This is a genomic window from Niastella yeongjuensis, assembly GCF_900110245.1.
Taxonomy (GTDB): domain Bacteria; phylum Bacteroidota; class Bacteroidia; order Chitinophagales; family Chitinophagaceae; genus Niastella; species Niastella yeongjuensis.
In genome coordinates, this window is the sequence record NZ_FOCZ01000008.1 from 83,375 (window position 1) to 109,718 (window position 26,344).

The following is a 26,344-nucleotide window of genomic DNA, read 5'->3' on the forward strand; positions in this document are numbered from 1 at the left end:
TTAACGTTAAGGCTGTCTGATTTAGCTTACTAAAAAACTTATTGAAACCGGAACATGTCGAACAGTTTTCCACAAAGACGCATAGCAATATTCGGCTCAACAGGCTCAGTGGGTAGTCAGGCGTTGGAAGTGATCGCTTCCAATCCCGACAAATTCACCGCCGAAGTATTGACTGCTTTTAGTAATGAAGAGTTGTTGATTAAACAGGCCTTGCATTTCAATCCCAATATTGTAGTAATAGGTGACGAGCACAAATATAAAATAGTAAAAGAAGCCCTTTCCAATACCGATATAAAAGTATTTGCCGGTGAAAAAGCACTGGAAGATGTAGCCGGTATGGATTGTTACGATATGATGCTGGCAGCTATTGTTGGCTTTGCCGGCTTACGCCCTACGCTATGCGCGCTGGAGGCAGGAAAGGCTGTGGCTCTGGCCAATAAAGAAACACTGGTAGTGGCAGGTGATATTGTGATGCAGAAGGCCATCGAAAAAAGAGTACCTGTGATCCCTGTGGATTCAGAACACTCCGCTATATTTCAGTGCCTGGTAGGCGAAACCCGTAACAAGATCGAAAAAGTGATCTTAACGGCGAGCGGCGGACCATTTCTTGGCAAAAAACCTAATTACCTGGTGAATGTAAAGCGCGATCATGCGCTGCAGCATCCCAACTGGCAAATGGGCGCCAAGATCACCATCGACTCCGCTACTTTAATGAACAAAGGGCTTGAAATGATTGAAGCCAAGTGGCTGTTTGACCTGGAGCCCGATCAGGTACAGGTACTTGTTCACCCCCAAAGTATTGTACACAGCCTGGTGCAATTTGAAGACGGCAGCATTAAAGCTCAGATGGGTTTACCCGATATGAAGCTGCCTATTCAGTATGCCCTGGCTTTCCCACACCGTATACCCAACCAGTTCCCGCGGTACAATTTCAGAAATCCCGCCCAGCTTACATTTGAGGAACCCGATACCAAAACATTCCGCAACCTGCAACTGGCCACCGATGCCCTGTTCAGGGGTGGAAACCAGCCCTGTGTGCTGAATGCCGCCAATGAAATTGCCGTATTTGCATTCTTACGCAATCGTATCGGCTTTTTGGATATGACCGACCTCATAGAACGAACCCTGCAATACGTGCCGGTTATAGAAAAACCCACACTGGAAGAATATTTTGAAAGCGATGGGGAGGCCCGTAATTTTGCCGCCTCTCTTATTAAGCTGTAAATATTGAACCGGAAGGCGTTTTACGTGTTGTTCATACAGTGCCGCTTACTGCTTAAAGCATAAGCTGATAGCTGTTTTTCAGTTAATTTTTTTAAGCGGTTAAGGGATTTGCGGGATAATTCAATATTTTGAGCGTAATTTAAAATAAACACACCGCGTTTTAGCAATCATATGATCACATTGTTAGCAATAGACTGGGCTGTAGTAGGTATTAAAGCCGGACAATTAATATTATGCTTATCCATACTGGTCATCTTGCATGAGATGGGCCACTTTTTGCCCGCCAAATGGTTTAAATGCAGGGTAGAAAAATTTTATCTGTTCTTTGATCCCTGGTTTTCCCTGTTTAAAAAGCAGGTAGGAGAAACAGTATATGGAATAGGTTGGTTGCCCCTCGGCGGTTATGTAAAGATCTCCGGGATGATCGACGAAAGCATGGATAAAGAGCAGATGAAGCTGCCACCAGAGCCTTATGAGTTCCGCAGTAAGAAACCCTGGCAGCGTTTGATAATCATGATCGGTGGTGTTACGGTTAACCTTATACTCGGTTTCTTTTTGTTTGCCATGATCCTTTGGCATTATGGAGAAGAATACCTGCCCGCTAAAAATGTAACTTATGGTGTATATGTAGATAGCCTGGGTAAAAGCATTGGTTTGAAGGATGGCGACAAGATCATGGCGGTGAACGGAAAGGAGATCGAGAACTTCAGCCGTTTGAGCACCGATATCATCCTGAATGAAGCAAAAACCATTCAGATCGTACGCGATGGACAGAATATGGATTTATCCATACCTGAGGGCACCATCAGTGCACTGATCAAACGTAAAGGCGATCCGCTTGCCTATCCCCGGTTCCCGGCAGTGGTAGACAGCGTTAACAACAGCGCTAAATTCACGGCAGGAGCTTTACAGAAAGACGATCAGATCATCGCATTCAACGACCAGCCTATTGGTTCGTTTTATGAGCTGAGCGATATAAAAAAGAACTATAAGGATAAAGAAATTGCATTGACCGTACTGCGTGGCGCCGATACAGTGGCCGTAAAGGTGACACTGGCAGCCGATGCCAGCATTGGTTTTTATCCACGTCCGCCCGATAAGTTCCTGAAATTTGAAACAAAAAAATATTCCTTCCTGGCTTCCCTGCCGGCAGGGGTGAAAAAAGGCTGGAATACCCTGGTGATGAACGTGCAGAACTTCAAACTGCTGTTCACCAGCAAGGAAGTAAAAGCCAGCGAATCGCTGGGTAGCTTTTTGACCATCGGTAACATGTTTGGGGCCCAATGGGATTGGGAACGCTTCTGGACGATGACAGCCCTGTTAAGCATTGTGCTGGCGTTCATGAACATTCTACCTATTCCGGCCCTGGATGGCGGTCACGTACTGTTTACCCTGTACGAAATGATCACCGGCCGCAAGCCAAGCGATAAATTCATGGAATATGCGCAAATGGCGGGTATGATCCTGTTGCTGGGCGTTATGGCCTACGCGCTGGGCCTCGACTTCTGGCGCTATTTGTTCAAACACTAGCATTTATAAGATATTGATAAAAAAGCCCCGACGGTACAGTCGGGGCTTTTTTTATGGCCCATATTCCAGTTTGAAAATCACCTGACAAGGACCTCACAAGGACATGACAGGGACCAAACAGGGACCAGGAAGGGAGTTTATCCGGATTAGGTCCGGGTAATGTTGCTGTTTGGTTTGGGTATCCCGGGCGCCAGCCATATAATAAGCATTCGAATGGTACCGTAATGGTACTGGAATGGTAGTCAGATGGCCTGGATATTGCCTGGGGACTGCCTGCGGTCTCCCTGGAACTCCCCTTAGCTGTAAGGCAATGCCCAGGCAATGGTTAGGCCATTCTCAGGCTATACCCACGCCATTACCCTCCATTCCGGCACCATATTGCTGGATCAATAGTGGTAAATGATTGGTAATGACGGGGAAAAATTATAAATTTGTGGTTCGTTGTTTAATCATGGGGTCGCTTTGGTTTTGACAGCGTAGATCTTTGAAGGTGTAAGCATGTCGTGCGTTGGATAATTAGCACGTTAATCTGAATATTCAAAACTCAAATGGCAATACACAATTTGCCATGGCTGCCTAATCAGTGATTAAGTAGTCATTAGGGCCGCCGGGAAGGTTGTTCTGTTACCAATCCCCGCCGCCGACTCAAAACAAATACAGAATGCTGTGACCGTAGGCTGTGCCGGTTACAAAAGACTATCCAGCTAAGGAAGCAATTGGTTCGTCCGTCTCCTGTTGTTTCCCGACAAGTAATGCCGGAATAAACATGTAGAAAGCTTTTGGAGGATATGTTTGGACAGGGGTTCGAGTCCCCTCGACTCCACTTCGAATGTGTAATTATATTAATGGATAACTTTGCGAAAGGTTATCCATTTTTTGTTTCTTCCAATCTATGTTATATTATCCATCATATTGATAATCATTGCAGATAGCACATGGCTATTTCGTGGGTATATAAAAGCATCAGTCCTCATTGAGTATAGTTATGCATTGTAATTAAAATTCATGTGACAAAAAGTTGGCTATAGCTGAACAGACATCGAACCCCTTTTATGGAGTATTCGAACACAAAATCACGTACATCGAACCCATTAAAAAGCATAATCCACCGATCTAATGTTTAATAGATGTCAATGACACGTAAAGAGAGTTCTGCAATTCTGTTGAAAAAGTTTATAATTTCTTTGGCTTGTTTGAATGTGATAAAAAGATTATCGCTAATGATGAAGGTTATTAGTTCTTTGAAGAAGGGTACTTCATCTATAAGCGCTGATTCTGGTATTTGTTTTTTTGATGGAGCAAGCGTCTGAAGTTGGCGGTCAAACGGATCGGGCTCTGTGTAGATTAATTGAAGGCTTGAGGAAATATTTGTAAGGCTGAAGCACGATTCGTCGTATATGATACCGTGAGGAAACAAGTAATTTATTATCTCCTTTTTTTCGTTAGTGGAAAGCATCTCATATAATTCACTTATTTTGGATATATTAAATATTCCATGCTTTACCGTATCCATAATTCTATTGATCGCATTATTTGTAGTTATAAGAGCCTCTTCTAATATTGTCTTTTGCACATCACATTCATTTTTCATAGACCTATAATCCGCAACGTCTATACTATCTGATAAGAGAAGAGATTTGATTTTATCAATCTTATAAGATAGAATTTCAATCTTGCTGGTCAATTTCACTTTTTTATTCCACGCTTCCTTAAGGATATTGCTAACTACTTCGGCAAGCACTTTTTGGTAAATCTTGTCAAAATAATCTATAGGGATAAGCTGTTCCAAAAAGGATTTGAATTGCTGATGCACTTGCTCTATTCGAATTCTTGGATGTCGGCTTGTTTGGCAATGATAATAATAGTATACAATCTTTCTCTTACCAGTAGATCCACTTCCTGTCATGAACTTACTGCATATAGGGCATCCTAAGAAACCACGCAGTGGAAAATGATCATTACCGCTACTATTTCTCTGGTGTTTTTTTCTTAATACCAAAACTTGTTGCACCCTTAAAAATAACGACTCCGAAATGATAGCGCGATGTTGCCCCAATATATAAACCGGTTTTGCAGCACCTTTCTGCTTTAACAAAATCTTCCCACAATATACCGGGTTTCGGATAGCACGCCAGAAGCAATTAGAACCCTTAGTAAAACCTGACTTTGTTAATGTTTGATATATCTGTGAAACAGGGAGAATACCCTTTGCAATTTCATTGAACGCCATCTTCATTAAGGTTGCATAGGGCTCAATAGGTTCAATATATTTGGATCCCTCTTTAGTTATTTTATTAATATAGCCTACAGGTGCAAGTCCCATCCATCTGCCTTCCTTAATTCCTTTTTCAAGTCCTTGTTTGATATTTAATCCCCTTCTTTCGTTTTCCACCTGAGGCAATGCCAAGAAAAAAGCCATCATAATTTTGCTTTCCGGAATTCTTGTATCCAAAGGCTGTTCAATAGCCAGGACCTCAATGCAAAGAAGGGCCAATTGTCTGATCATATAATAGGCATCACCTGTGTTTCTGCTGAAACGATCCCATTTGGTTACCAATAAGAGCCTTGGTGTGGTGAGTTTTTTACTTTTATATTCTGCAAATAGTCTGTTCCAGGCTGGTCTATTAAAAGTTTTTGCTGAATAATCCTCGAAGACAATTTTGCCTATTTCTAAGGAGTTGATAGTACAGTAGGTTTTTAACACATCCTCCTGATAACCCTGAGAAAAACCAGTTAGTTTTTGTTCCTTGGTGCTAACTCTAATATATAAATCTGCAATTTTTGTCATTATACAGATTTATAGTGAGGAAAGACATTTTAATCAAAACAGCACTTTGTTAAATACGTGGCCACCTTTTTTGAGTAACTGCTGTTTCTGAATCGTAGTGCTATTATTTATTAGACAAATTTTGGGGTAGTATTATTGCATGTGTTAACAAAATTCTTGGCGATAACTGCTGAAATGAATCAGTGGAGATATTATGATGAAAATCGACAGAACTTTCGATTACTAAGGTTATGTTTCAATTTAATAGATAAATATGTTGAAGTTTTAGAAAAAATGAAAAGTTTTACGAGGCATTAATTGTAAAAGTCCAAAAGCGAAAAGATTGGGTTGCTGAAAAAGATGCCGGGCGATATTGGAAAAACGCGAAAATTTCATGACTCATGTATGGTAGCCAATTGCGGCTGCAGATATACTCAACTTAGGAATTCCGTTTATGTGGTTATTTGAATTTCTTGCTGCGATTCAACTTCTACCTGATTTTCAATTCTCACAAGGTTGTAGATGTCAACTTCAATTTCTGTATTAAGAACTTCAAAACTTACAACTATAGAATAGGGAATTTCTTTATCTAAATTTTTTTCCCAGCCTTTATGCCCTTTTACAGCTATAAGAAATTCTTTTGGAAGTTGATTGGATTTTTCAATGCACCAGTCTTTTTGAACAGTGCTATCTTGGCGTTTGACACCTTTTAACTCTCCGTCTTTGCCTTTTGATCCAATAGTCCACTTAAATGATTCTGGTTTGAGATCATCAACATTATCTGTATTTTCTTCATCAAGATTCGGTTCTTCAAAGTCTTCTTGAGTCTCGTTATTTGCTGCGAGTATTCTTTCGGAAAAAGTTTTTTGTGTTTCTCCTTTTCGCGAGGTTTCCCAATCAAGCCACGCGGAAAGATAAGAATTGGTCTTACGTCTAGTAATGCGGGGCTCTGCTTTAAAGGAAAGTGTTATTTCTATTAATACATCATAATCATAGCCGGGTCTGGTAATTTCGTTAGGAAGTTTTACAAGGTATAAATCAGAATTTTTCGGATTTACAAGTCCGGATGCATAAAGAGTAACTCTCCTTGTGGAATTGGAAATTGCTCTTTCAATGTTTGGTATGCCATAGCCGTAGTGGCTGATAAATTCCTCAATTTTTTCTGCTGCAGAAGGTATTCGAGCTGATTGAACAACCAATGCCCGGTACAATAAAGTTGTCTCATGCGGATATAAGTTTTGTAAAGATGCTACTATATGAGTGACCTTAGGAGTTGTAAATGATGTCCCAACGACATCTCGTCCAACTGCTGGACCGTTATCCCGGGTTGACCTTATTAGATTCGGAGATGATTCGGTATGGGCAATTACGTTGTCCCCGGTGGGTTTGTTTATTACAAAATCGCCTCCATATTCAACAACGTCGGGTTTAATCATTCCCCATAAGCCAAGTCCTGATCTAGAAAAAGCAGAAGGTAAATCTCGAGAACCAATGCATTTAAAAACTTCATCTTCAAACTCTGAATCAGAAATTGATCCTACGGTTAATGCAAAGCAACTATATCCCGGATTTGTTATCTTGCTCTTCCCATGTTTCAAAAATGCAGGATATACAACACCATCTGTTAAATAATTTAATACACCGGGAATTTCAGGATTATTCGAGTGTTGAGAAATATTGCCCGCGGCTATGCAAAAAAGGATATCATTTTCCCAAATTAACTTGTCTATTGTAGCAGACCACAGCGGCATATGAATGTAGTTTTCCGGTCGGCCATTGGAAACAGAAAGATTAAATATCCTTGTAGGCTTGAATCGGTCAACAATCATTTTCATTAAATCCGATTCATTAAGGCTGCTGCTCAACAGATTTTCATCATCTAAAATTCTCGCGTTTTGTATCCAGAAGGGTGCTTTTACATGGGTACCATTTGACGGTAATCCAATTGGAAACAACACAGCTCCTGCAACTCTTGTTCCATGGCCACCGTTTGAAACCTTATCAAACGTGTCTAGATCATTGGGTACATATGAGATAGATAAAGTTCCATCAATAGCGGGAGCTAGTAATCGGTGACCTTCTTGAATACCGCTATCAATAACACAAACTTTCGGAAAATTCTCATCGGGGGCTGCTACTTCTATTTCAAGTAGTCTTTCAAGCTCAGTAGTCCCTTGAAAACTTAATAGGGGATCATGCTCCAATATGTTAAATATGAACGGAAAATTTAAGGCTAAGTCTTTCAAGCCAACACCACTTATACGTATTTTACATCCAAAGCCATCGTCAAATTCGGCATACTGGCTTACCAGGCTAACAAAAACTCCATTATGGGGCCTGATGAAATTTTCGAAGGCCGTCTGTCTTTCCATGCACAATTCGTCTTTTGCAACCTGCCATTCTTGATTTCGGTCTTTCCAACGCGCCACTGACGAGTTATATGAGTCGTCTGGTTGGTTACCCCCCTGTGTTGGATAATCAGGAATTTTTAGGTAACTCGATATTGCGATGTATACTACTATTTCCCTTTCCTCTTGTAATCTCTCCCATTTGGCCAATAGATTAGCGGACAATATTCTCTTTAACCTTTCAGTGGGTTCGGTTATCAAGTCAAATATGCCTGCAGCGGAATCTTTAAACTTTTTATTGCTTTGGTTCAAAAACTGTTCTAGGCGATCAGAAAATGTCTTGAGGTCGTCACTATTCGCTCCAAGTATAAAACCTTCTTCTTCTTCTGAAATAACTTCAATTCCAAAACTTTTTAGTGATTCTACGTCTTTTGCTAAATCTATATGAAGAAAAATCGGAATTGTTTTTTTATCAGAAATCTCAGGTAGGCCGCTTTCCTCTCTTTCTTGAAGATTTAGCTCCCAAGATTCTTTTACAGATTGTAACTGTGCAGTCAGTTTATCAAAATGTTCCTGTCGATGCTCAATATTATATTGTGTTTGCTGGGCCTTTTTGGGGCCCCCTCCAAATCCAATGAAAGGCTTTTTTTCTACAACCTGAACCAGGTTTAGGTGTTGAAACTCAGGCATATTATTTCTTAATTAAAATAGCATTCTCCCTTAAAGCGGTGATCAGATATTCTTCTTCCACCACTTTTTCGCCTTTTATTATTGCGAATTTTGCGGCATCGTTTGCAATTTTGACAACTGTGGCTGCTGATGCACCAATTAAAGAATTTATGATGTTATGCCAGTTTATGTGTTTCGAGAGGGAGACCGCTGAAAGTGTCTGAATTAGGATCTTTGATATCTGATCTTCGCTAGGTTTTGGCATTTCTATTATTTCATCAAACCGGCGGAATAAAGCATGGTCTATTATTCCTTCAAAATTTGTTGTAGCCACCAATATCCCAGGAGCCTTATAGTCTTCCAATAAATTAAGAAGTAGGTTTACAAGCCTGTGCATTTCGCCGACATCCTGCCCGGTGGTTGATCTTGCTTTAGCAATGAAATCAAATTCATCGAGTAATAACACACATGGAAATGACTTTATTGATTCAAACAGTTGGTTAAGGTTTGAAGCTGATTCCCCAAGATATGATGATATAATTGCTTCAAATCTCACCTTCAAAAAAGGAAGCCCTATAGTCCATGCAATCCGTTCGGCAGCCATGCTTTTACCGCAGCCAGGTGCGCCATATAATAATATTTTTTGTTTAGGTGATAAACCATAGTGCCCCAATCTATCTTTGGCTGCAAACTCCTTCTCAATTCTTTGAATTTTTCCTTCTACGTCCAAGGGAAGTACCATATAGTGCCTAAGTGAATCTCTATCGACATGGGTAGCCAGCGGTATATTATACCTTTTGTCCTTCGGAATAGAAATTCCTTGGGGTAACAAGGTCTTCAATTCACTCCTAAAAGAGGTGTAATTCTTGATATTCTTTTTTAGTATTTCACTTAGCTTATTGGCCAGTTTGATATGCCCTTTTTTTGTTTCATCTTCAATGATCTTTTCAGCAACAAGAACTATATCTTCTGTTGGCTCTCCCTCAATGGATCGGAAAAGTCTTACTAATAATTCTTGATTCATGCTAAAATTTAATAAAGGAGTTCAAAAATCTTGCAAAAGCATCTTTATTTGCAAAATAAAGATTTCCATGGTTTTCGGAGACATTTTTTAAAGGGAAAGAGTTCTAATCGTGGCATGGTATTCAATTCTTGGTCATTCATATAGTAATATTTTATTTTATTTAATGTGTTTAAAGTACAGTTACTGGTAGTTCTTCGGGCATTGGTGAGTGACATTTCAAATTAACATGTTTCGTCTTTCCAGCAGATTTAACATTAGTTTTTTCTCCCCTCGGCCTGGGGAAAATTATTGGAGAAGAAAAGTTTAGACGACTTTTATCTTCTCCAAAAAGCCCTTGCATTGAAATTTACGTAATTTATGCGATGTATCGATTCATAAGTGAAAGCCTGAGAATCACCGGCGCGAATAATGGGTATAATATTGATTTTGAATTGACTTTAATGAATATAAACGCTATATTGTGAATTTGTGCATAACAACCCAGAGTTAGTTGTTGGAGTCGTCATTTTGTATTCCTTTATTAATATACCTTTTTTAAATTACAGAAATTAAACACTAGTCAGGGAATGATAGTCATCCAAAAAAAAATGGATTTGGCAGATATCGAAGGGTTGTATGAGCAATATGGAAACGAAAGTGCTAAAAACCTTGTTGATATTCAATTACCCAATGATTTCCAGGAAGAAACCATTGGCGTTTTACCCTCATTAATTCAATTTATCGCAACTGTTATTCGAGATCATAAGTTAGAAGTCTTAAAGACGCGATTTAAAAATGATGAGGAAAAGCAGGGACTTATGGATGCGGCAAAATCATACTTGTGGTACGTATGTGCCTGCCTGCACTGGCTGAATAGGTTTGAATATCTTAATGGCGAATCAGTAAAAGATGATGTACGGGATGTAAACAGGCAAGTCAATGAGTTAATGAGAAACTACAAACCTATTGGCCATTCATTTATGTTGACTTGTTTTGACCATCTTCCCAGGAATGTGGGCTTGGTAAAAATGTTCTATCAACCATCAAGTTTCATGATGGTTGACGAAGTTATGGTGGAGCAATATGTAAACCAGATCATTGTCAATCTTGCTACTAAAATTAACCGACAAGTAATCGGGCAGCTACATCCATTATTGAAACCACTAAATGCCATTATTTATGAATTATTCAAAAATACGGATGACTGGGCTACAAAGGACAGATTTGGTAATCCAATTGAACCAAGCGTACGAGGGCTTTATTTTCGTTACTATAAAAATTATATAGATAAAATAGAAGAGTATTCAGAGAAAAATGCTTCCCTGAACCGGTATTTTATGCATCCTATTTATAAGGCCGATGAGGAAAATAAGATATCCTTTATTGAGATTTCAATATTTGATAGTGGTGATGGTTTTATTGGGAGGTGGCTTGGTGAAAATTATACAGAAAATACATCAATTGATGAAGAGGTTGATATTGTTAAGCGCTGTTTAACCAAATATCAGACCAAGGAAGACGGTAAAAAAGGTATTATAAAAGGAATGGGCCTTGATAGGGTACTCCAAACTATTAATGAGCGTGGATTTTTAAGAATCAGGACAAATAAAGTACACGTGTTTAGAGATATGGTACAGGACCAATATGTGGCCAGTTCTGATGCCGGGACTATTAAGCTTTATGATTGGAAAACCTTGCTTGATAATCAATTTACCCCATATTATAATACAAAGGGAAGTGTTATTACGATAATCCTACCCCTAGATGCTGTAAGCTATAATAAATAAACCCTTGCTTCATGTCCGAGCTTTTAATGTACAGCGCCGCTTTGCCAAATGGATCAGCTATTAAAAACTACACTTTAGTCTTCATACCACATCAGAAGATTGCTTTTGATAAGGTTTTGAACGACTTAAAAATTTATCTTCAAGAGCATATAATTCCGGATCACGTTTTAATTATTGCTGGGGAAAATACCCGCGATCAATTTATTGAATTTATAAAAGAAGAACAGGCGTTAAAAGATATCATTCCTACGCGTTATCACCAGGATAATATGTTTACAAAATTTGTAGGCATTTATTTGTTTAACGAGTTTGGCGAATTGAGATTATTTAATGGATATAAAGTAAAGGATGGCAGGCTTTTTTCAAATTTATTTAGGATTGGGTTAACCCAGATATTCAATAAAGGTGGACTTATAAGCGCACAGGAATCCCATCATTTTGTATTTCCTTCTGGTAAACATTGTGACAAATTTTTAAGGACCGGTAATGTTTTGATAAAAAGCCAAGACATCTATTTTATCGCATTTAATCTATTGAATAAATATAAAAATGAATACAGTATCATTTATTGTGATACTTCATCCATTAATTCATTGGCATTTGCTCTTGTTGAACTTAAGCGGAGGTTAAGTAATAATTTTGTATGCCCACATATTGAAAGTTATGGTTCTTATAAAGGGTTTGAGGAGAGTGAGTTTGTCGATAGACATAAAGCACTTTTCTTAATTTCTTCTTCAACATCTGCAAATATTATTGATAGGTTGAAAGATAGATATGTGGATGAGGATAGGATTGTTTTGGTGTTTTGCCTTGCTCCTAAAAAGTATGAAAAATTGGTGATGTGTGATCTTCAAAAAGATCAAATTAATCAACAAGGCATTGAACCATTTAAATCTTATGGATTTAATGAGAAATGTGAATTGTGTGATTCTGGGTCAATGCCTGTAGCCATTCAAGGAGATGTTTTCCTGTTAGAAAAACCTTTAGTAAATAAAGTGATTTTTAGAACTAATGATGCTCCAAGGAATTTATCAGAATTTATGGAGACCTACCACCATAAGAATACGTTCGGTGTCCATTTTATTAAGGCCAACTACTTTGAGAGTTCTGTTAGTAGCAGCGGATCTGTGCAGTTTGGGTATGAAGTTTTTTTTGACATTCAGGCCGTGTTTGAGGATCTTGCTAAAGGTGGGAAAATGTACAGTGGATTTAAAGATAAGTTGGATCGGTATATACACCAATATGTGCCCTCGAATACGCGATATCTTATTCATCTAAATGATACAGGGTCAGAGCTATTCGCTCGTTACTTGAAAGAGAAAATAGGAAGTGTCGTTAAAGATGAATTTATTCCTGAGCTGGTGCCGATGAGTGAAATTGGTAAAATGGATGAGAATAAAGAAGGTGCTGCATTAATTATTTGCTCTTCAATGGTGTCTGGCGGTAATTTGATATTTGTAAGCAAAGAAATGCGCAAGTATGATAAATTATCTTTGATCTATCTTATCGGTTTCTCCCGTACTGAAAGTGAAGACTACTTTTCGTTTATCAAAAAGAATTTGACACAGGGGGAACGAGGAACTGATACAAACTCCTTTTACAGCGTCGAAATTATTCATTGCAACAATGACTACAGGAATACTTCTTGGATAATTGAAGAGGATTTTATAAGAAGTTTTTTACTTTTTAGTGAAACTTATGGAGGTGATGATAAAGCATATGTTATTGATCATTTTAAGAAGAGGCTAAGTATTCTTGCTGAGTCTAAAAGGCTGGATAAAAGAGGGCTTCCTGATGGCCTTTTTTACGCAAATGCTTACCATGGAAATCCTTTGCGAATTAATAAAAATTTCGCGTTCTACAAGTTTACAGGTTATGATCAACAGGTTAGCCAGGCGGATATCTACTTTACAATATCAACTATAATTAATAAGCTAAGACACTCTAAAGATCCTTCCCACCGCTTACATCAAACGGAATATGTTCGAAATCTGATTGATCCTGAGAATTTTTCACGCTTTAATGACGGCATTATCCAAGCTTGTATCCTTCGTGCTGCGAGGCCTTCGGAACTTGCTTACGAAATCGATAAAGAGATAAGTAAAAAATTTTTAAACATTTTTAGGCCGATTGTATTACACGCAAGGGATCATTATGGCGAAGCCTTGCTTGAATTTTTGTATGCTATCTGCATTAGGAAACTACGGCTTGAGCAAGAAGTTTTAAAAGAACTTTTGGCTTTTGTTAGAGAACAATGCAAGGATAATAAAATTGTCATGGTTCTTTGTGCCTATATTAGTTTAATCCAAGTAGAAAAAGACCCAGAAGCGGTAAAAAATTATAAAGTCAACTATGATCTTTTATAACGAAATAATTTCTTCAGCTCTTAGTAGGATTGATTTTAAAAAATAACTATTAAAAATATTACTATTTAATATTCATGTTTTTTATGCAAATTTTTCTTTAATTTCTCCCACGCAGGTATCGCCTGATGAGTAACAGCTTCATCTATTTGTTTTATTACTTCGTCATTTTCTAACGAATCTTTATAATCAGCAAACCGAGTATTTGCTTTTTTCAACTGTTGATTGAGAACATTTAGTGAATCATGCATGCTGTTCTTTTCTGAATCGAATTTATTATAGCCGATTTCTTTACCGAAAGCATAGGCGCCCGCAATTGACGAACCTATAATTGCAAGAATTGCAAGAAAAGTTCCAATGCTAATCACAATATGTTTTTCTTCCTTTTTAGGTTTAATTGGCACAGTTGGCCTATCGTCGTTAATTGGGACAATATTAGATTTTTGGGTTTGATTAGTTTTGTCCATATCGGTCTGCAAGTATAGGGCTTTTGATTTTATTAAAAAAGATTGTTGAAATAAGTAGGTTGTAATTTGGATAGCTCATATACTTCTAATTTCCTGCATCTATTAATATAATTATGCACAAAAGGGGTGACTAGTGAGTTTTGACTTACTGTATCAGCCTAACTATGAAAGTAACCTCTCTCTGTTACATAGATGCGCTAATTGTTCACAAATTGTGACCTAAATTGTTGTTTTATGATTGATTTAAATCAATAATCTAATGATGGGTAATATGCGAAGTATAATAGTGTGCTGCGCGACTTAGGGTGTTTTAATGGTTGAGTCATTTCTAAATTGGTTCTTTCTTCCTTAAAAATGCCAGTATAATGTGTAAAATTATTGATATGTAACTAAATATGGAAAGTCTAGATGGGTGAGTAAAGCGAAGATGATAAGATAGGGCAGGGAGCGAAAACTTCCGATAACATCAATGGGATATGAATTTTCCAAATAAATTATTTTCATTTTGGGTATATATGAATTCTTGTATTACCGGCTATTAATCAGGTTACAAATTTTGTCAGGTTCTCGTAGCTATTGTGAGGAGGATGGATTTGCTACTGTATTTGGCCTCGCAATCGCCAAAATGATGTTATAAAAAGTTTGTATATGCGATTTTATAGATTTATCAACTTAAAATATTGATTCTAAGCAGATTCAATAAATTTAATAAAATTAAGAAAGTCGGTAAGGGGTTCGATGGGACTCTGGTCACCTCCACGTAAGCGAATGGTCAGATCTGATCATTCGCTTTTTTTGTTTATTATGGGTTGTTTCCTCGGTTCGTTTTGCCTCATATTGAACTTCATTAATATTTTATGATAATGACACTATACTAATCTTTGCTCCAATAAACCTTTCCATGCTGTAAATCCTTGTTTGGCGCTGGAATAATCATGAATAATTCTGCTGAAATTCAGGTGATCTTTTCTGAGGTAGCTCTGTTTGCCTGTGTTCCTCATCTCAGTTAACACATCCTCAATATCCTTCAATCCGTTTCGCAATGCATCCATTGTTTTTTCAAAATGCCATATATAAGTAGCTTCTTCACTATTTAGCGTTTCCCATACAATGTGATATTTCTTGTCACCCTGCAATAGAAACAAGAATGAAAAAGGCTGCAATACAAATCTTATTTTTAATACCGATGAAAGGTGTTGTGTAGCGAGGAATTTAAGATGGTGGTAATGTTTAGAGTCTTTTACATTTAAGATATCATCAAGTAAATCCTTGTCAGATTTAAACATTCCTTTTAATGAGGGGTGATCTAGCAATGTGTCGCTCGTATTTAGGATTGGGCTTTCATCGTTGTACCCTTTAAATGGCAGGATTTTCTTTTTTACAAATTCAAAACGAACGCTATCGATAATACTACTATTTATTTTGTTGATGTCCTCGGAGGATGCCGTTGCAGATAATATCTGATGTTCGTTGTAACGAATTTCAATTTCAGTGGTGATCAATTTTTTCTTCAGAATTTTTATAAAGTAGTCTTTGACCGCTTCAAACTCGGGTCGTATATCCGGATTTTCAACTTCAAATAAGATATCCTGCCTTAGTTCTTCAATAAATATATTAAAAACTACACAGGCATTTGAGAATTGAATCTTTAGAAAGGGTACTTTCATGATTTTCTTAATTACCCATTCAGCTGGTTTTGTTACTGGTTTAAAAACTTGATGTGGAACATCGTCGCTGGGTTCTTCAGATATTTTAGGTGTTGTAGTAAATCTCTTAAGTTCAACACCAGTTAATAGCCTGGCTGTATCAATAGATCGAAATCTTATTTTATCGATAGGCTGGAATTGCAGGGAAATTTGATTGCCGGTGTTGATTTCCGGATTGGCGGCATAGTCTATTATTTCTGCCTTGATCTCACCATTTTCCTCATCATAATTCAGCACTCTTATTTTCCATGCGACCTCTGTTTTAAACTTTTCTACTTGTATAGGGAGATCAAGTTGATCTATCTGTAATATAGTTGCATCCGTATTTATGAAAACTTTATCCTCATTGAAAACCAGCATCAATTCATCCAACCGCTGTATTTGGCCGGTATGTAAAAGTCTTTGATAATACCGGCTTCTATTCCTGAATAACTTTTCTAAGTAATCCACATGTTTGTCCCTGTAATCATAAATAATCGGAGTAGCTTCTGTGCGTTGAACCCTGCCAAGATATTGAATCATTTTTCCCTCAAATGAAAATGGATATGCTAACACTAAACAACCCAGGTTTGGTATATCTGCTCCTTCACCCAAAAATTGTCCGGTGGAAATTAGTACCTGAAAATTTCCGGAGTTGATTTGGCTGAACTTGGTTTTCTTTGCCGATTCGGGATCTTCACCTGAAATAGTAATGACCTCGAATTTATTTTTAAGGTATTGGTGGAGTGTATTGATATGTGCTTTCCGTTCGGTTAATACCAGGACTTTCTTTCCGGTATTTAATTCGCTTATGATATCATCTATGATAAGGCGATTCCTTGATGAATCGTGAATAAGTATCTGGAGCAATGTTTCTGCTTTATCAGTCTTGTAATCAAATGGAACCAATAATTCCGTTTCCCGAATTATTATCGAAACTTTTTTGACAGGCGTGTTGTTTTGGGTGGGTAATTTCATTTCATGAATTACCTCCCCAATATGAATGAATATTAACTTCTCATCATTATTCTTTCTGATGGGCGTAGCTGTTAATCCATACAAGTAATAGCAGTGGAAATTTGATATTACTTGTCTGAATGTTTTCGCAGGTACATGATGGCATTCGTCGATAATAATGGCGCCAAAGGAGTTAAAAATATCATTGGACGCATTTATACCTGCAACGCTTTGAATCATAGCAACGGTTATATGTGCGCCTATTTTTTGTTGCCCTTGTACAATTTTGCCAATGAAGGGTTCTGCAATTCCCAGAAATGACTGAATACGCTCAATCCATTGATCAAAAAGCTGCTTGCGATGTACAATTATCAGTGCAGGTTGCTTTTTTTGAGCTATAATTGATAGGCCAATAATGGTTTTTCCTGAACCGGGCGGGGCTACTATAATTCCCATCTCTTTTTTTATTGCTGTATCGACCGCCGCTTTCTGATAATCATACAATAATGCTTTAAATGAATACTTTAATTCTGTAAGTTTTTTTCGTTCGTCATTTAATTGATAAGAAATGCGCTTTTCTTTGCAATAAAGAAGTAGTTCTCTAACAAACCCTCTAGGAATAAAAATATAACCATCACGTTCTTCAAGCATTCTGAAGTAGGACTCTGTGCCAAATGTATTTTTACCCAGCTTCTTTTTTATGATATATTCAGAATTAACGAAATTGAGGTTATCTCTTAAAAAATTTATCAGGCCTGAATCTAATTGTGCTCGCGGGATTTTAATAATGTTGTTTAACGTGATTTGGAGGACTCCTGGATTTGATGTAACCGTTTGTATTTGAGTATGATCTGAGCCTGTCAAGGAATTGTATACCTCTTCCAATTGGTGGATACCCACTTTCTTTATAGTTCGCAAAAATGACCATTGGTCTGGATAAGGCATATACTTATCCGGATCTACAAAACAAGAATTATTATTCTCCAGCGATTTCTTTTGCAATGGTAATGCGATCAGATTGCCTAGCCCTTTGCCAGAATGTGAATCCTGATTAGGGAATAACCGGTCATAATTAGAATTTTTATCGAATGGGGAAATGATGCCTGTTGATTCTAGAATGTGAAGCATGATCTTCCTGCTTTTAAAGGCAGGATAGCTGTTTTCAAAAAACATCCATACGTGGCCTCCTCGTCCGCTTCTAGAGCGTTCAAGATATACCGGTAGCTTATATTTTTCACAGGCATCAATAAACAACTTCACTTCATCCTGCCAGCTTATTTTTCCAGATTCAGTTTCATCAAAGTCGGCTGCGATGAAAAAGGAAGAATTATCTGCTAAAAGCGGATAAAGACCAATCACTTCTTTGCCCGATAGGTGATTTAATAATCTTTGTTCGGTTAACAAGGAATAGGACTTGTTAGGAAAATCTTTCAGCGTACCGCCTTTCGCTTTATAGGTGGCATATTCATCCCAATTCAAATCATAAACGGGCGTATAACCACTTCGGCCATCTCTTTCCCAGCGAATGGCAAACACATCTTGTCTACCTTTAAAAAGAGACATGAAAACATTCAATGATTCATTTGCTGATGGTGTAATCATTACTTAGTTCGTAAATACTTTTCGGCTAAATTTAATGTAAACTATTAATGTGCCCTTATGTGGTGCTGTTTATTTTGTAAGTGTTTGATTATTAGTAGTTTGCTTGCAGTTTTGTTTGTATTGGGCAATTTTTCTTATTATTGTCTAGATGATCGACGATGAAATCCGGCAAAAACTTCAAAATATCATTAGCGGAACTCTCCTTGAAGAGCAAGAAGATCATTGCACAGCAATCAGAAATCTCCTTTGCCAAGGCTTTGGCTCAAATCCAACTGTTAAAAGAGAATTCGAAAGTAGGTCAATTGTCAAAGAAGAACAGGCTCGCTTCTTAAAAATTCACGCAGAAACTAATAAGAGTGTACAAGGAGTTTTTTTTATTAAATTAGCAAACAGGAATCCTTACAGGCTTCTATGCTATTTATCAGAATGAACAGGCTCTGTTCTTAACCCCAAACCCACAATTTAATAGAGATCAATTCTTGATTATTGTGAGGTAATCTTCGTGATAATCACAAACCTTATTTCGATGAGGAAATTCACTAAAAGTATAAGCGCTTTTTGGGGGCTTATCAATGAATGCCAGGAATATTATACCAAAAATGCCAGAGATGCTTATGGCGTTGCAAATAAGAACTTTCTTGCCATTCAATTATTAAATGACCCCAAAAACTGGATTAATGCATATACAATAAATGTCGCTGGAGTACTCGCAGTGATACTCCCTATACGTGACCCGCATTCGATAAGAGGGCAATCAAGAAGTGAATATCCGCAATTGGGTTATAATAGAACAATCATGATTAGTAGGAATATGGCAGGAGAATACAATACTGAATCGGTCATCCTTCTTACGGATAGCCCAACTGGACTCACAGGAAGCATTATACCAGATCCCTGGTTGGTCAATTCCCTGCAGCGCCCGCATTGCGGCGCTTTGATGGCGGACGTTGCGTTTAGCGAAAGTTCAAAGCCAGCGCTAATACCTGATAGGGTATTAAAGGAGGAGCCTGATAACACCTTGGGACTGAATTATGGAAATGAAAAGATCAGCGATATAAAAGACTATTTGAAATGTTTCGATAATAATCCGAGTAGTGATCATGTTTATGATTTTTTGGTTTGTGTGATGCAACCGGAGCCTGGTACGCGAAGCCCCTGGGGTTTTGTTGCTAGAGGGGTTGGTAATCCAGTTGATGTGGGTCACACGTTTCTTGTGGCAACCGAAAAGACGCCGATGAAAACGGTAGTCAGAAATGCCGGATTCTATCCTTCCAGTTTCGTCTGGCCTTTGGGACCATCTGCAAAGGGAATGCTCAATGATGATTCCTATCATGAATTCAATATTGCTTTACGGATTACTACTACCAGTCATCAGTTTACCCAAGTGTTATCCTATTTATCAAGGGCTAACCTCAAAGGATACCTGTATAATTTGAATTCTAATAACTGTACGACTTTTATCATCAATGCATTGCGCGAGGGCAATATTATCCTTCCCAGGACGACCGGACATTGGACAAATGGCAGTGGGTTAAATCCTGGTGATTTTGGAGAAGATCTTCGTGAATTAACATTAACATCCAATATGACCTTACTAACGAAATATCAGTCACACCCTAACCAGGGTAGTTGTGTTTAAAATATTTTAAAGTATGAGACGATTAAAAATGTTGTTTTTGTTCCTACTGTTTATCTCTACGACCCAAGCACAGGCGATTAACTGGAAACAGACCCATGACTGGAAAATTTATGCATTAAATAGATCAGCCGCCCTATCGTATTCTGTGGATACACTTTCGCAAATTAGGCATATAATGCTCGGAGACAGTGCTGTCATTTTTCTACTTTCTCACGCCAAACTGCTACCTAAAGAGAAATACGCGGCCTGGCAGGGATTTTACATTGCCACTTATCAAACAGCCGACCATGAATTGCGAAAGGTGATCTTCAGTAATTATGGTGGGTTTCTTTATGACTCCCATTCAAATCGCTACTATGAATTATTGGAAAAGCACCGTGAGAAATGGCATAAATTGATCACAAAAGACCTGGATGAGTTATTTAACCCTAAAATTGAGTAAATGAGAGCCCAGCGGAAATTTAAGAACCTCTTCTTTTCTTTTTTAATAGTTATAGGGTATTTAAGTTTGAACATCCTCCTATTTGTTCCTGACAATAAGGATGGCGGCATTCTCTATAGTTTATCAGTAACATTAATTTTTACGTATTACCTGGCGTTGGGAAGTGGAGTTATCTTACTATTGCTGCGAATGGTAAAGATGTTAAAAAATAACCAAGTGTTGATCTATGTTTTAGTGGGATTAATGAACTTTTGCCTGGCTTTTACCGGGATCTTGCTATATCATTATGGGAAGGTAGATATTGAGGGGGTACATCATAGTATAGGTAGCCTTTTTGTTGGATTTCTGATGTTCGCAGACACTTTTATCTTATTCCCGCATCATGGGTTACTTTGATCGTGCTTTTAAACTGCCATGCAGCTTTTTTTCAGACATTTTTTACCAATGCCTCAACTCGTTGATTTATGTCGTCTAAAATTTTTTCAATGTATTTTTCTGCAAACACTTCAAGTTCTTCAGTTGTATGAAGCTGACGATAAACCCTTTCATCCCATAAATTGCCGGTTCCTAACCCGATAGAATATTTGTATTTGTCTAAATTTATTTCCAATCTATATCCTATATTAAAAGCCTTAATACCCACTTTTTTAAAACCATCCAGATTGAATTGAACACCAAGCGACCATATATCCCCTTCTTTTGAAAGAAAATTTCCAAGATCGGTTTCGGTCATGTTATCTCCATGACTTTTCCCATTATACCATGTGTCAACAGTTATGGCGTTGAATAAAGGTTCTAGTTCAATTAGTTTTTCGTTAATAAGCTCAATTAATGCCTGTAGAATGTTTGAAAAGACATTTCTTATTATGTTACGATTTTTGGACAAGTCAGCTTCTTCTGTAGATATTTTTTCCAATAACCCCTTTAAGCGTTTCATTTTTTCATCAACAGGTTTTACAGGTAAGCTTATTTGTTTACTGAATTCTTCTTTAATCGTATCCTCATTGGGTAAAAATTCTTTCCACTCATCAGGAACAACATGTGTGTATTTGTATTTCGCAACTCCCATTGGTTTTGATTTGCTTTGCAATGTATATTCAACGATAATTTTATCTACATCCTTGCAAAGCAACAACCCGATTGTTGGATTATCGCCCTCTTTTCTTAATTGTTTATCGATTGCAGTTATATAGAATTCCATTTTGCCAGCATATTCAGGTTTGAAAGAATTAACCTTTAACTCGATTACAAAATAGCAATGTAATGCTGTATGATAAAACAATAGATCGATATAATAATCTTGATCACTAACTTGTAAGTGGTATTGTTGATCAATGAAGCCAAAGTCGTGACCTAATTCCTGAAGAAACTTTTTTAGATTGTTTATGAGCGCATTCTCCAGTTCTCTTTCTGACGCATCTTCGGATAACATCAGAAATCCAAAATTATATGGGTTTTTCAATAGATCGGAAGCCAGGTCAGATTGAGGTTTAGGTAAAGCGGTTTGGAAATTGTTGTTAACCTTGCCTTGCTTGTTATATAAATCAGTATCCATGTGGTAAATGAGTAATGATCTTGCCCAGTTATGTGCAGCAGTTTGTTGAACATAAAAAAGTGCTTCCTCCATGGATTTACATTTGGTAAATATTTGGATATGGTGTCCCCATGGAATTAATCCCAGCATTGCAGGAGATAGTCCAACAGGTTGTTGGATAAATGAGGTTGTCAAATCTGATGCAAGTTGTCCAACAGGCTGTTGGACTAATTTAGAATGGTTAGTATAAAACTTGTAGAACTTGCAGATATTGAATAGGTTAGATCTTGAAAATCCATTATTTGCCCTAAATTCCGACTTTAAATCTTCCGCCAGTTGGGAAATGATTTTTTCTCCCCAATTAGAATTTGCTACTTTTTCGGTGATGGCTTTTCCCAGATCCCAGTACAAACAAATCATTTCTGAGTTAACTTTTAGAGCAGCATTCAATTGTCTGACTCTGATCTTATCCTTCAGTTCGGTCAGCCACTGGTTATATTCTGGTCCTGTAATCTTTTGAATACCCATAATCTGTGGTGATTAATATAAGAGCGATTAAAGATCTATATTAAGGAGAGGGAAAGTCTCATCAATATGTACCAAGACAAAATGCAAATTGTAATACGGCCGTATAGTAGAAACAATTCAGGACTACCTTTTGACTAAAAAGCGCAAAGGTATTTTGCGTCGGAATAAATAAAAGGAAGGATAACTTGATGATATCCAATTATATAAAAGATATTAAATCTCTTGATAACTCCAAAATTGGCAATAGGCGAAAATTTTCGAACAGAGAAGATTATACAAATTTTATTGATTCAACAAACGACAAGAAATCGAGTAGGGGTTCGATAGTACTCCCCTCGACTCCACGGGATATAAGCCACTGAAAATCAGTGGCTTATTAGTTTTTAGTGGGCTTGCTATCGAACCTGATTGAATATTAGCGCATACGAAGCCGTAAGATAAATGGAATGGTAAACCGAATTAAATAAAATAGCTACCGTGCAGTCGTTTGATCTTTTCACTTCTTTTTTACATCATCCTTTGTTATATCTATTATATCACTAAGCGATGGATAGTCGGTATACCCTTTCGGGCCAACGCCATAAAATGTGGAAGGATCCGGAGCATTGAGTGGTGCATCCGTCTTAAAGCGCTCTACCAGATCGGGGTTTGCGATAAAAGGAGCGCCAAAAGCAACAAGGTCAGCGAGATTATCTTTGATAACTACATTACCGGTTTCCCTGGAGAATCCTTTATTAATGATTATGTTCCCATTGTATAAGGGCCTGAAATGTTTTGCAATTTCAGCAACGGCAAAAGGATGATCTGCTACTTGTGTATATGGCTCTGTCAAGTGAATATAAGCCAAATCATAAGAATTCAGTTCGCGAACGATATATTCGTGTACAGTGATACTTTCTTCGTCCAGCATCATTCCTTGTGCATTATGCAGGGATGGGTTAAGCCTTACACCTACTTTTTGCAAACTGATTACTTCTTTCAATTCTTCCAAGATTTCAAAAAGGATTCTCGCCCTGTTTTCAATAGTACCCCCATAAATATCAGAACGCTTATTGGAATACAGATTAAAGAACTGATGTAATAAATAACCGTTAGCGGCATGTAACTCAATACCATCGAATCCAGCAGCGATCGCATTCTTTGCACCCTGTTTAAAATCAGCAATCGTCCTGTGAATATCATCGAAACTCATTTCCCTTGCTGTTAAAGTATCCAGAAAACCATTAGCGCCATATGCTTTATCATATGGGTTAAGCGCTGATGGGGCCAGAGGCAGGTTTCCGTCCAGCAGATCTGGATGAGACATACGCCCAACATGCCACAATTGTGCAAAAATTTTACCGGCCTTTGCGTGAACGGCATCAGTAACCAATTTCCATCCTTCCACCTGTAGGTCTGTATAAATACCAGGTACATTGATGAAACCAATGGCTTCTCTGCTAATATATGTTCCCTCTGTTATGATCAATCCGGCGGAGGCTCTTTGTTCATAATATTTAGCTGTAAGTTCCGTTGCCATGTTACCGGGATTATCCGATCTGGTACGTGTCATAGGAGCCATTACGACCCTGTTTTTAAGCTGAAGTCCATTTAAATCAAATGTTTCCAGTAAAGGTTGTTCAATCATTTTTATTTAATGTTAAGATCACTGTTAAGTTAGCTGGCAAGTATGGCACGTTGGAGCTAAGCCAACTCTTCTTAAAAAAGTCGGGAGAAGTTTGGGGATTCTCAATTCAAGCTGACAGGCAACTTCAGAGATGCGGACCAACTAGGATCACGATAGGTTATTAAAATGTATCCCCATCAGAAATGGGGATACTTAAATCTGTTATATTGCTATTTACCATGTGCTTTTGCAGATACATCTTTCCATTCTTCCCATGTAGCCAGCCGTTGTTCATAGACCTGCTTTATCCATGGATAAGCGACTTTACCAAGTGTCAAGCGCAGTGGCGGGTTTTTTGAATCAATTAATTTCAATATTGCTTCGCGCGTAGCTTCAGGTATTCCAATCGCATCTTCAGTTAATGAGCCAAAAAATGCCTTTTTCAGCTCGTCATAAACTGGATTAGCTTTAGTATGAACCGCAGATGCGCCACTCCAATCGGTGCCAAAAGTATTAGGTTCAATAATCGTGACGTTAATTCCAAATCCCTTCACCTCCGCTGATAAGCTTTCGCTGATGGCTTCAACCGCAAATTTGGATGCATTATATAAGCCGAGAACAGGAGGGGATACAACTCCCAGTACGCTTGATACCTGAATAATATGGCCATAACCTTGCTCCCGCATGATAGGGATGATTGCTTGTGTCACCCACAATAAACCGAAAACATTGGTTTCAATTTGATCCCGTGCCTCTTGTTCAGTGGTTTCTTCAATTGTACCAAACAAGCCATAACCTGCATTATTAATAAGAACATCTATAGAACCAAAGTGTTCTTTGGCTTGCTTTACCGCTGCAAAACAGGCATCATGATCATTGACATCAAGTTCAATGGGTAAAACAGAGTTGCCATAAGCGCCAGTTAGATCTTTCAATGCAGCCAGGTTTCTTGCAGTGGCTGCAACTTTATTTCCCTGCTCTAATAAGGCTTTTGCCCAGATTTTTCCAAAGCCTTTGGAAGCACCTGTAATAAAAATCGTCTTTGACATTTGAATGAATTTAAAAATTTACGACATAGAAATTATTGGGAAACCAGTAAGAGCACTTATATCAATTATTCTTTATTCAGTAGTTACCGGAACACCATATCTGGAGGCCGGCTTTTTTGTCTGTGTTGCACTGAAAAGCTTTAACCGTGCGTCCTCATAGACTTCGTAAAGTCTCTTATCTTCAACTGATGGCCAGGTTACCGATTCTTTAAGGTCGAGACCTGCCAGTATTGCATCCACGCAATTTTCAATTGTCATTACAGATTCCGGATTAAGAGAAGATATCGGAACACCGCCTACTTCCCATATCTCGGTTGCTGTGCTTGCCGGAAGGGCTAACTGAATAGTAACATTAGTATCCTTAAATTCTTGTTGCAGGCCATTGGTAAACTGTACAACAAAGGCTTTTGTGCCACTATAAATAGCACTTATGGGAAGAGTATGATAACCAAGTACTGAAGCAATATTGATCAACGTCCCTTTATTACGGCTTTTAAAACCAGGTAGAACGGCATTAGACAATACAGTCAAAGCAACGATGTTTACGTCGATCATTGCCAGTTGTTTTTCAGCTGGCGTATCTGTAAATCTGTTCATTGTTGATGTGCCCGCGTTATTGATCAGCAATGTTATGTCAAGGTCATTAACCAGCCGGTTTGCAACGGATTCCAACTCTGCCGCTGATGCGAGATCTGCGATAATTGTAGTAACGTTCACACCAAATTGGTTACGGATTTTTGCTGCAAGTGATTCCAGGCGATCACCCCGGCGGGCAATAAGCTGCAGATCGTAACCTCTTTCTGCCAATCTTGCTGCAAATACTTCACCCAATCCTGATGAGGCTCCTGTTACCACAGCAGTACCCACATTTTTACCTTCTTTCATTTTATTTTGTTTAAGATTTAATACAATTTTATCCGGAACGAACTGATGACAATCTATAAGTTCGATCAGGGCTTTGTTGGAATCATGCGGAAGCAATTGGTAGCGCAAATGTACTTACTTACATGTAAGTAGCAACTTATTTTCTGTGTTAAACTTTTATTAGCAATTGTATATTAAGTTGATTTTGGGAGAATATTATCTATAATTTATAAGGCAGTGTCTTGATTTGTAGATACTTACATTTATAAAACAAATCCAT

The 26,344-nt window shown here is 37.9% G+C and carries 16 protein-coding genes and 1 other RNA gene; 8 read left to right on the forward strand and 9 right to left on the reverse strand.

The genetic code is table 11. The features are described 5' to 3' along the window. Positions 1-54: 54 nt before the first annotated feature. The 3 genes from BMX95_RS21625 (at position 55) to ssrA (ending at position 3,580) form a co-directional block, all read left to right on the forward strand. Positions 55-1,224 (forward strand): 1-deoxy-D-xylulose-5-phosphate reductoisomerase, encoded by a 1,170-nt coding sequence (locus BMX95_RS21625; RefSeq protein ID WP_081200493.1) that lies wholly within the window; start codon positions 55-57, stop codon positions 1,222-1,224. 171 nt (positions 1,225-1,395) lie between these two features. Further along, positions 1,396-2,754 (forward strand): RIP metalloprotease RseP, encoded by a 1,359-nt coding sequence (gene rseP, locus BMX95_RS21630; RefSeq protein ID WP_081200494.1) that lies wholly within the window; start codon positions 1,396-1,398, stop codon positions 2,752-2,754. 453 nt (positions 2,755-3,207) lie between these two features. Beyond that, positions 3,208-3,580: a transfer-messenger RNA gene (gene ssrA / locus BMX95_RS21635) on the forward strand. 294 nt (positions 3,581-3,874) lie between these two features. Here the strand turns inward: ssrA and BMX95_RS21640 are convergent. The 3 genes from BMX95_RS21640 to BMX95_RS21650 form a co-directional block, all read right to left on the reverse strand. Beyond that, complete coding sequence (locus BMX95_RS21640) at positions 3,875-5,542, reverse strand: recombinase family protein (protein ID WP_081200495.1); 1,668 nt, start codon at positions 5,540-5,542, stop codon at positions 3,875-3,877. Between the two features lie 431 nt (positions 5,543-5,973). Then, on the reverse strand, positions 5,974-8,559 hold the full coding sequence (locus tag BMX95_RS21645; protein ID WP_081200496.1) for a S8 family peptidase: 2,586 nt from the start codon (positions 8,557-8,559) through the stop codon (positions 5,974-5,976). A gap of 1 nt (position 8,560) precedes the next feature. Then, positions 8,561-9,562 carry an AAA family ATPase gene (locus tag BMX95_RS21650; protein WP_081200497.1) on the reverse strand — a complete coding sequence of 334 codons (1,002 nt, stop codon included), beginning with the start codon at positions 9,560-9,562 and terminating at the stop codon, positions 8,561-8,563. A 566-nt stretch (positions 9,563-10,128) separates the two neighbouring features. Between BMX95_RS21650 and BMX95_RS21655 the strand changes: the two genes are divergently transcribed. After that, a complete protein-coding gene (locus tag BMX95_RS21655; RefSeq protein ID WP_081200498.1) occupies positions 10,129-11,328 on the forward strand; it encodes a hypothetical protein in 1,200 nt (399 codons plus the stop codon). Positions 11,329-11,339: 11 nt separating this feature from the next. Then, complete coding sequence (locus BMX95_RS21660) at positions 11,340-13,694, forward strand: hypothetical protein (RefSeq protein WP_081200499.1); 2,355 nt, start codon at positions 11,340-11,342, stop codon at positions 13,692-13,694. 65 nt (positions 13,695-13,759) lie between these two features. Here BMX95_RS21660 and BMX95_RS21665 read toward each other — a convergent pair whose 3' ends face one another. Continuing rightward, the gene (locus BMX95_RS21665) at positions 13,760-14,158 is read right to left on the reverse strand and encodes a hypothetical protein (RefSeq protein ID WP_081200500.1); all 399 of its coding nucleotides are present in this window, start codon (positions 14,156-14,158) and stop codon (positions 13,760-13,762) included. 869 nt (positions 14,159-15,027) lie between these two features. Beyond that, entirely contained in the window at positions 15,028-18,402 is a 3,375-nt protein-coding gene (locus tag BMX95_RS21670) for a DEAD/DEAH box helicase (protein WP_081200501.1), read from the reverse strand. 148 nt (positions 18,403-18,550) lie between these two features. Between BMX95_RS21670 and BMX95_RS34590 the strand changes: the two genes are divergently transcribed. From BMX95_RS34590 to BMX95_RS35025, 3 genes are all read left to right on the forward strand, one after another. After that, positions 18,551-18,832: a hypothetical protein gene (locus tag BMX95_RS34590; RefSeq protein WP_081200502.1), complete on the forward strand. Its 282-nt coding sequence runs from the start codon at positions 18,551-18,553 to the stop codon at positions 18,830-18,832. Positions 18,833-18,928: 96 nt separating this feature from the next. Next, positions 18,929-20,041, forward strand: coding sequence for a hypothetical protein (locus BMX95_RS21675; protein WP_081200503.1), 1,113 nt, complete (start codon positions 18,929-18,931; stop codon positions 20,039-20,041). Between the two features lie 175 nt (positions 20,042-20,216). Then, positions 20,217-20,483: a hypothetical protein gene (locus BMX95_RS35025; protein WP_177193708.1), complete on the forward strand. Its 267-nt coding sequence runs from the start codon at positions 20,217-20,219 to the stop codon at positions 20,481-20,483. A 427-nt stretch (positions 20,484-20,910) separates the two neighbouring features. Here the strand turns inward: BMX95_RS35025 and BMX95_RS21690 are convergent, their stop codons facing one another. From BMX95_RS21690 to BMX95_RS21710, 4 genes are all read right to left on the reverse strand, one after another. Continuing rightward, positions 20,911-22,545: a PDDEXK nuclease domain-containing protein gene (locus tag BMX95_RS21690; RefSeq protein ID WP_081200506.1), complete on the reverse strand. Its 1,635-nt coding sequence runs from the start codon at positions 22,543-22,545 to the stop codon at positions 20,911-20,913. Positions 22,546-23,041: 496 nt separating this feature from the next. Then, complete coding sequence (locus BMX95_RS21695; RefSeq protein ID WP_081200507.1) at positions 23,042-24,172, reverse strand: alkene reductase; 1,131 nt, start codon at positions 24,170-24,172, stop codon at positions 23,042-23,044. A 209-nt stretch (positions 24,173-24,381) separates the two neighbouring features. Continuing rightward, positions 24,382-25,200: an SDR family NAD(P)-dependent oxidoreductase gene (locus BMX95_RS21705; protein ID WP_081200509.1), complete on the reverse strand. Its 819-nt coding sequence runs from the start codon at positions 25,198-25,200 to the stop codon at positions 24,382-24,384. Between the two features lie 72 nt (positions 25,201-25,272). Then, complete coding sequence (locus BMX95_RS21710; protein WP_207631582.1) at positions 25,273-26,193, reverse strand: SDR family NAD(P)-dependent oxidoreductase; 921 nt, start codon at positions 26,191-26,193, stop codon at positions 25,273-25,275. Positions 26,194-26,344 lie beyond the last annotated feature (151 nt).

Coding starts and splice junctions, on each gene's coding strand:
- rseP (WP_081200494.1), top strand. CDS start 1,396: ATGATCACATTGTTAGCAATAGACTGGGCTGTAGTAGGTATTAAAGCC.
- BMX95_RS21650 (WP_081200497.1), bottom strand. CDS start 9,562: ATGAATCAAGAATTATTAGTAAGACTTTTCCGATCCATTGAGGGAGAG.
- BMX95_RS21690 (WP_081200506.1), bottom strand. CDS start 22,545: ATGGGTATTCAAAAGATTACAGGACCAGAATATAACCAGTGGCTGACC.
- BMX95_RS21705 (WP_081200509.1), bottom strand. CDS start 25,200: ATGTCAAAGACGATTTTTATTACAGGTGCTTCCAAAGGCTTTGGAAAA.
- BMX95_RS35025 (WP_177193708.1), top strand. CDS start 20,217: ATGCTCGGAGACAGTGCTGTCATTTTTCTACTTTCTCACGCCAAACTG.
- BMX95_RS34590 (WP_081200502.1), top strand. CDS start 18,551: ATGATCGACGATGAAATCCGGCAAAAACTTCAAAATATCATTAGCGGA.
- BMX95_RS21695 (WP_081200507.1), bottom strand. CDS start 24,172: ATGATTGAACAACCTTTACTGGAAACATTTGATTTAAATGGACTTCAG.
- BMX95_RS21660 (WP_081200499.1), top strand. CDS start 11,340: ATGTCCGAGCTTTTAATGTACAGCGCCGCTTTGCCAAATGGATCAGCT.
- BMX95_RS21665 (WP_081200500.1), bottom strand. CDS start 14,158: ATGGACAAAACTAATCAAACCCAAAAATCTAATATTGTCCCAATTAAC.
- BMX95_RS21670 (WP_081200501.1), bottom strand. CDS start 18,402: ATGATTACACCATCAGCAAATGAATCATTGAATGTTTTCATGTCTCTT.
- BMX95_RS21655 (WP_081200498.1), top strand. CDS start 10,129: ATGATAGTCATCCAAAAAAAAATGGATTTGGCAGATATCGAAGGGTTG.
- BMX95_RS21625 (WP_081200493.1), top strand. CDS start 55: ATGTCGAACAGTTTTCCACAAAGACGCATAGCAATATTCGGCTCAACA.
- BMX95_RS21645 (WP_081200496.1), bottom strand. CDS start 8,559: ATGCCTGAGTTTCAACACCTAAACCTGGTTCAGGTTGTAGAAAAAAAG.
- BMX95_RS21675 (WP_081200503.1), top strand. CDS start 18,929: ATGAGGAAATTCACTAAAAGTATAAGCGCTTTTTGGGGGCTTATCAAT.
- BMX95_RS21640 (WP_081200495.1), bottom strand. CDS start 5,542: ATGACAAAAATTGCAGATTTATATATTAGAGTTAGCACCAAGGAACAA.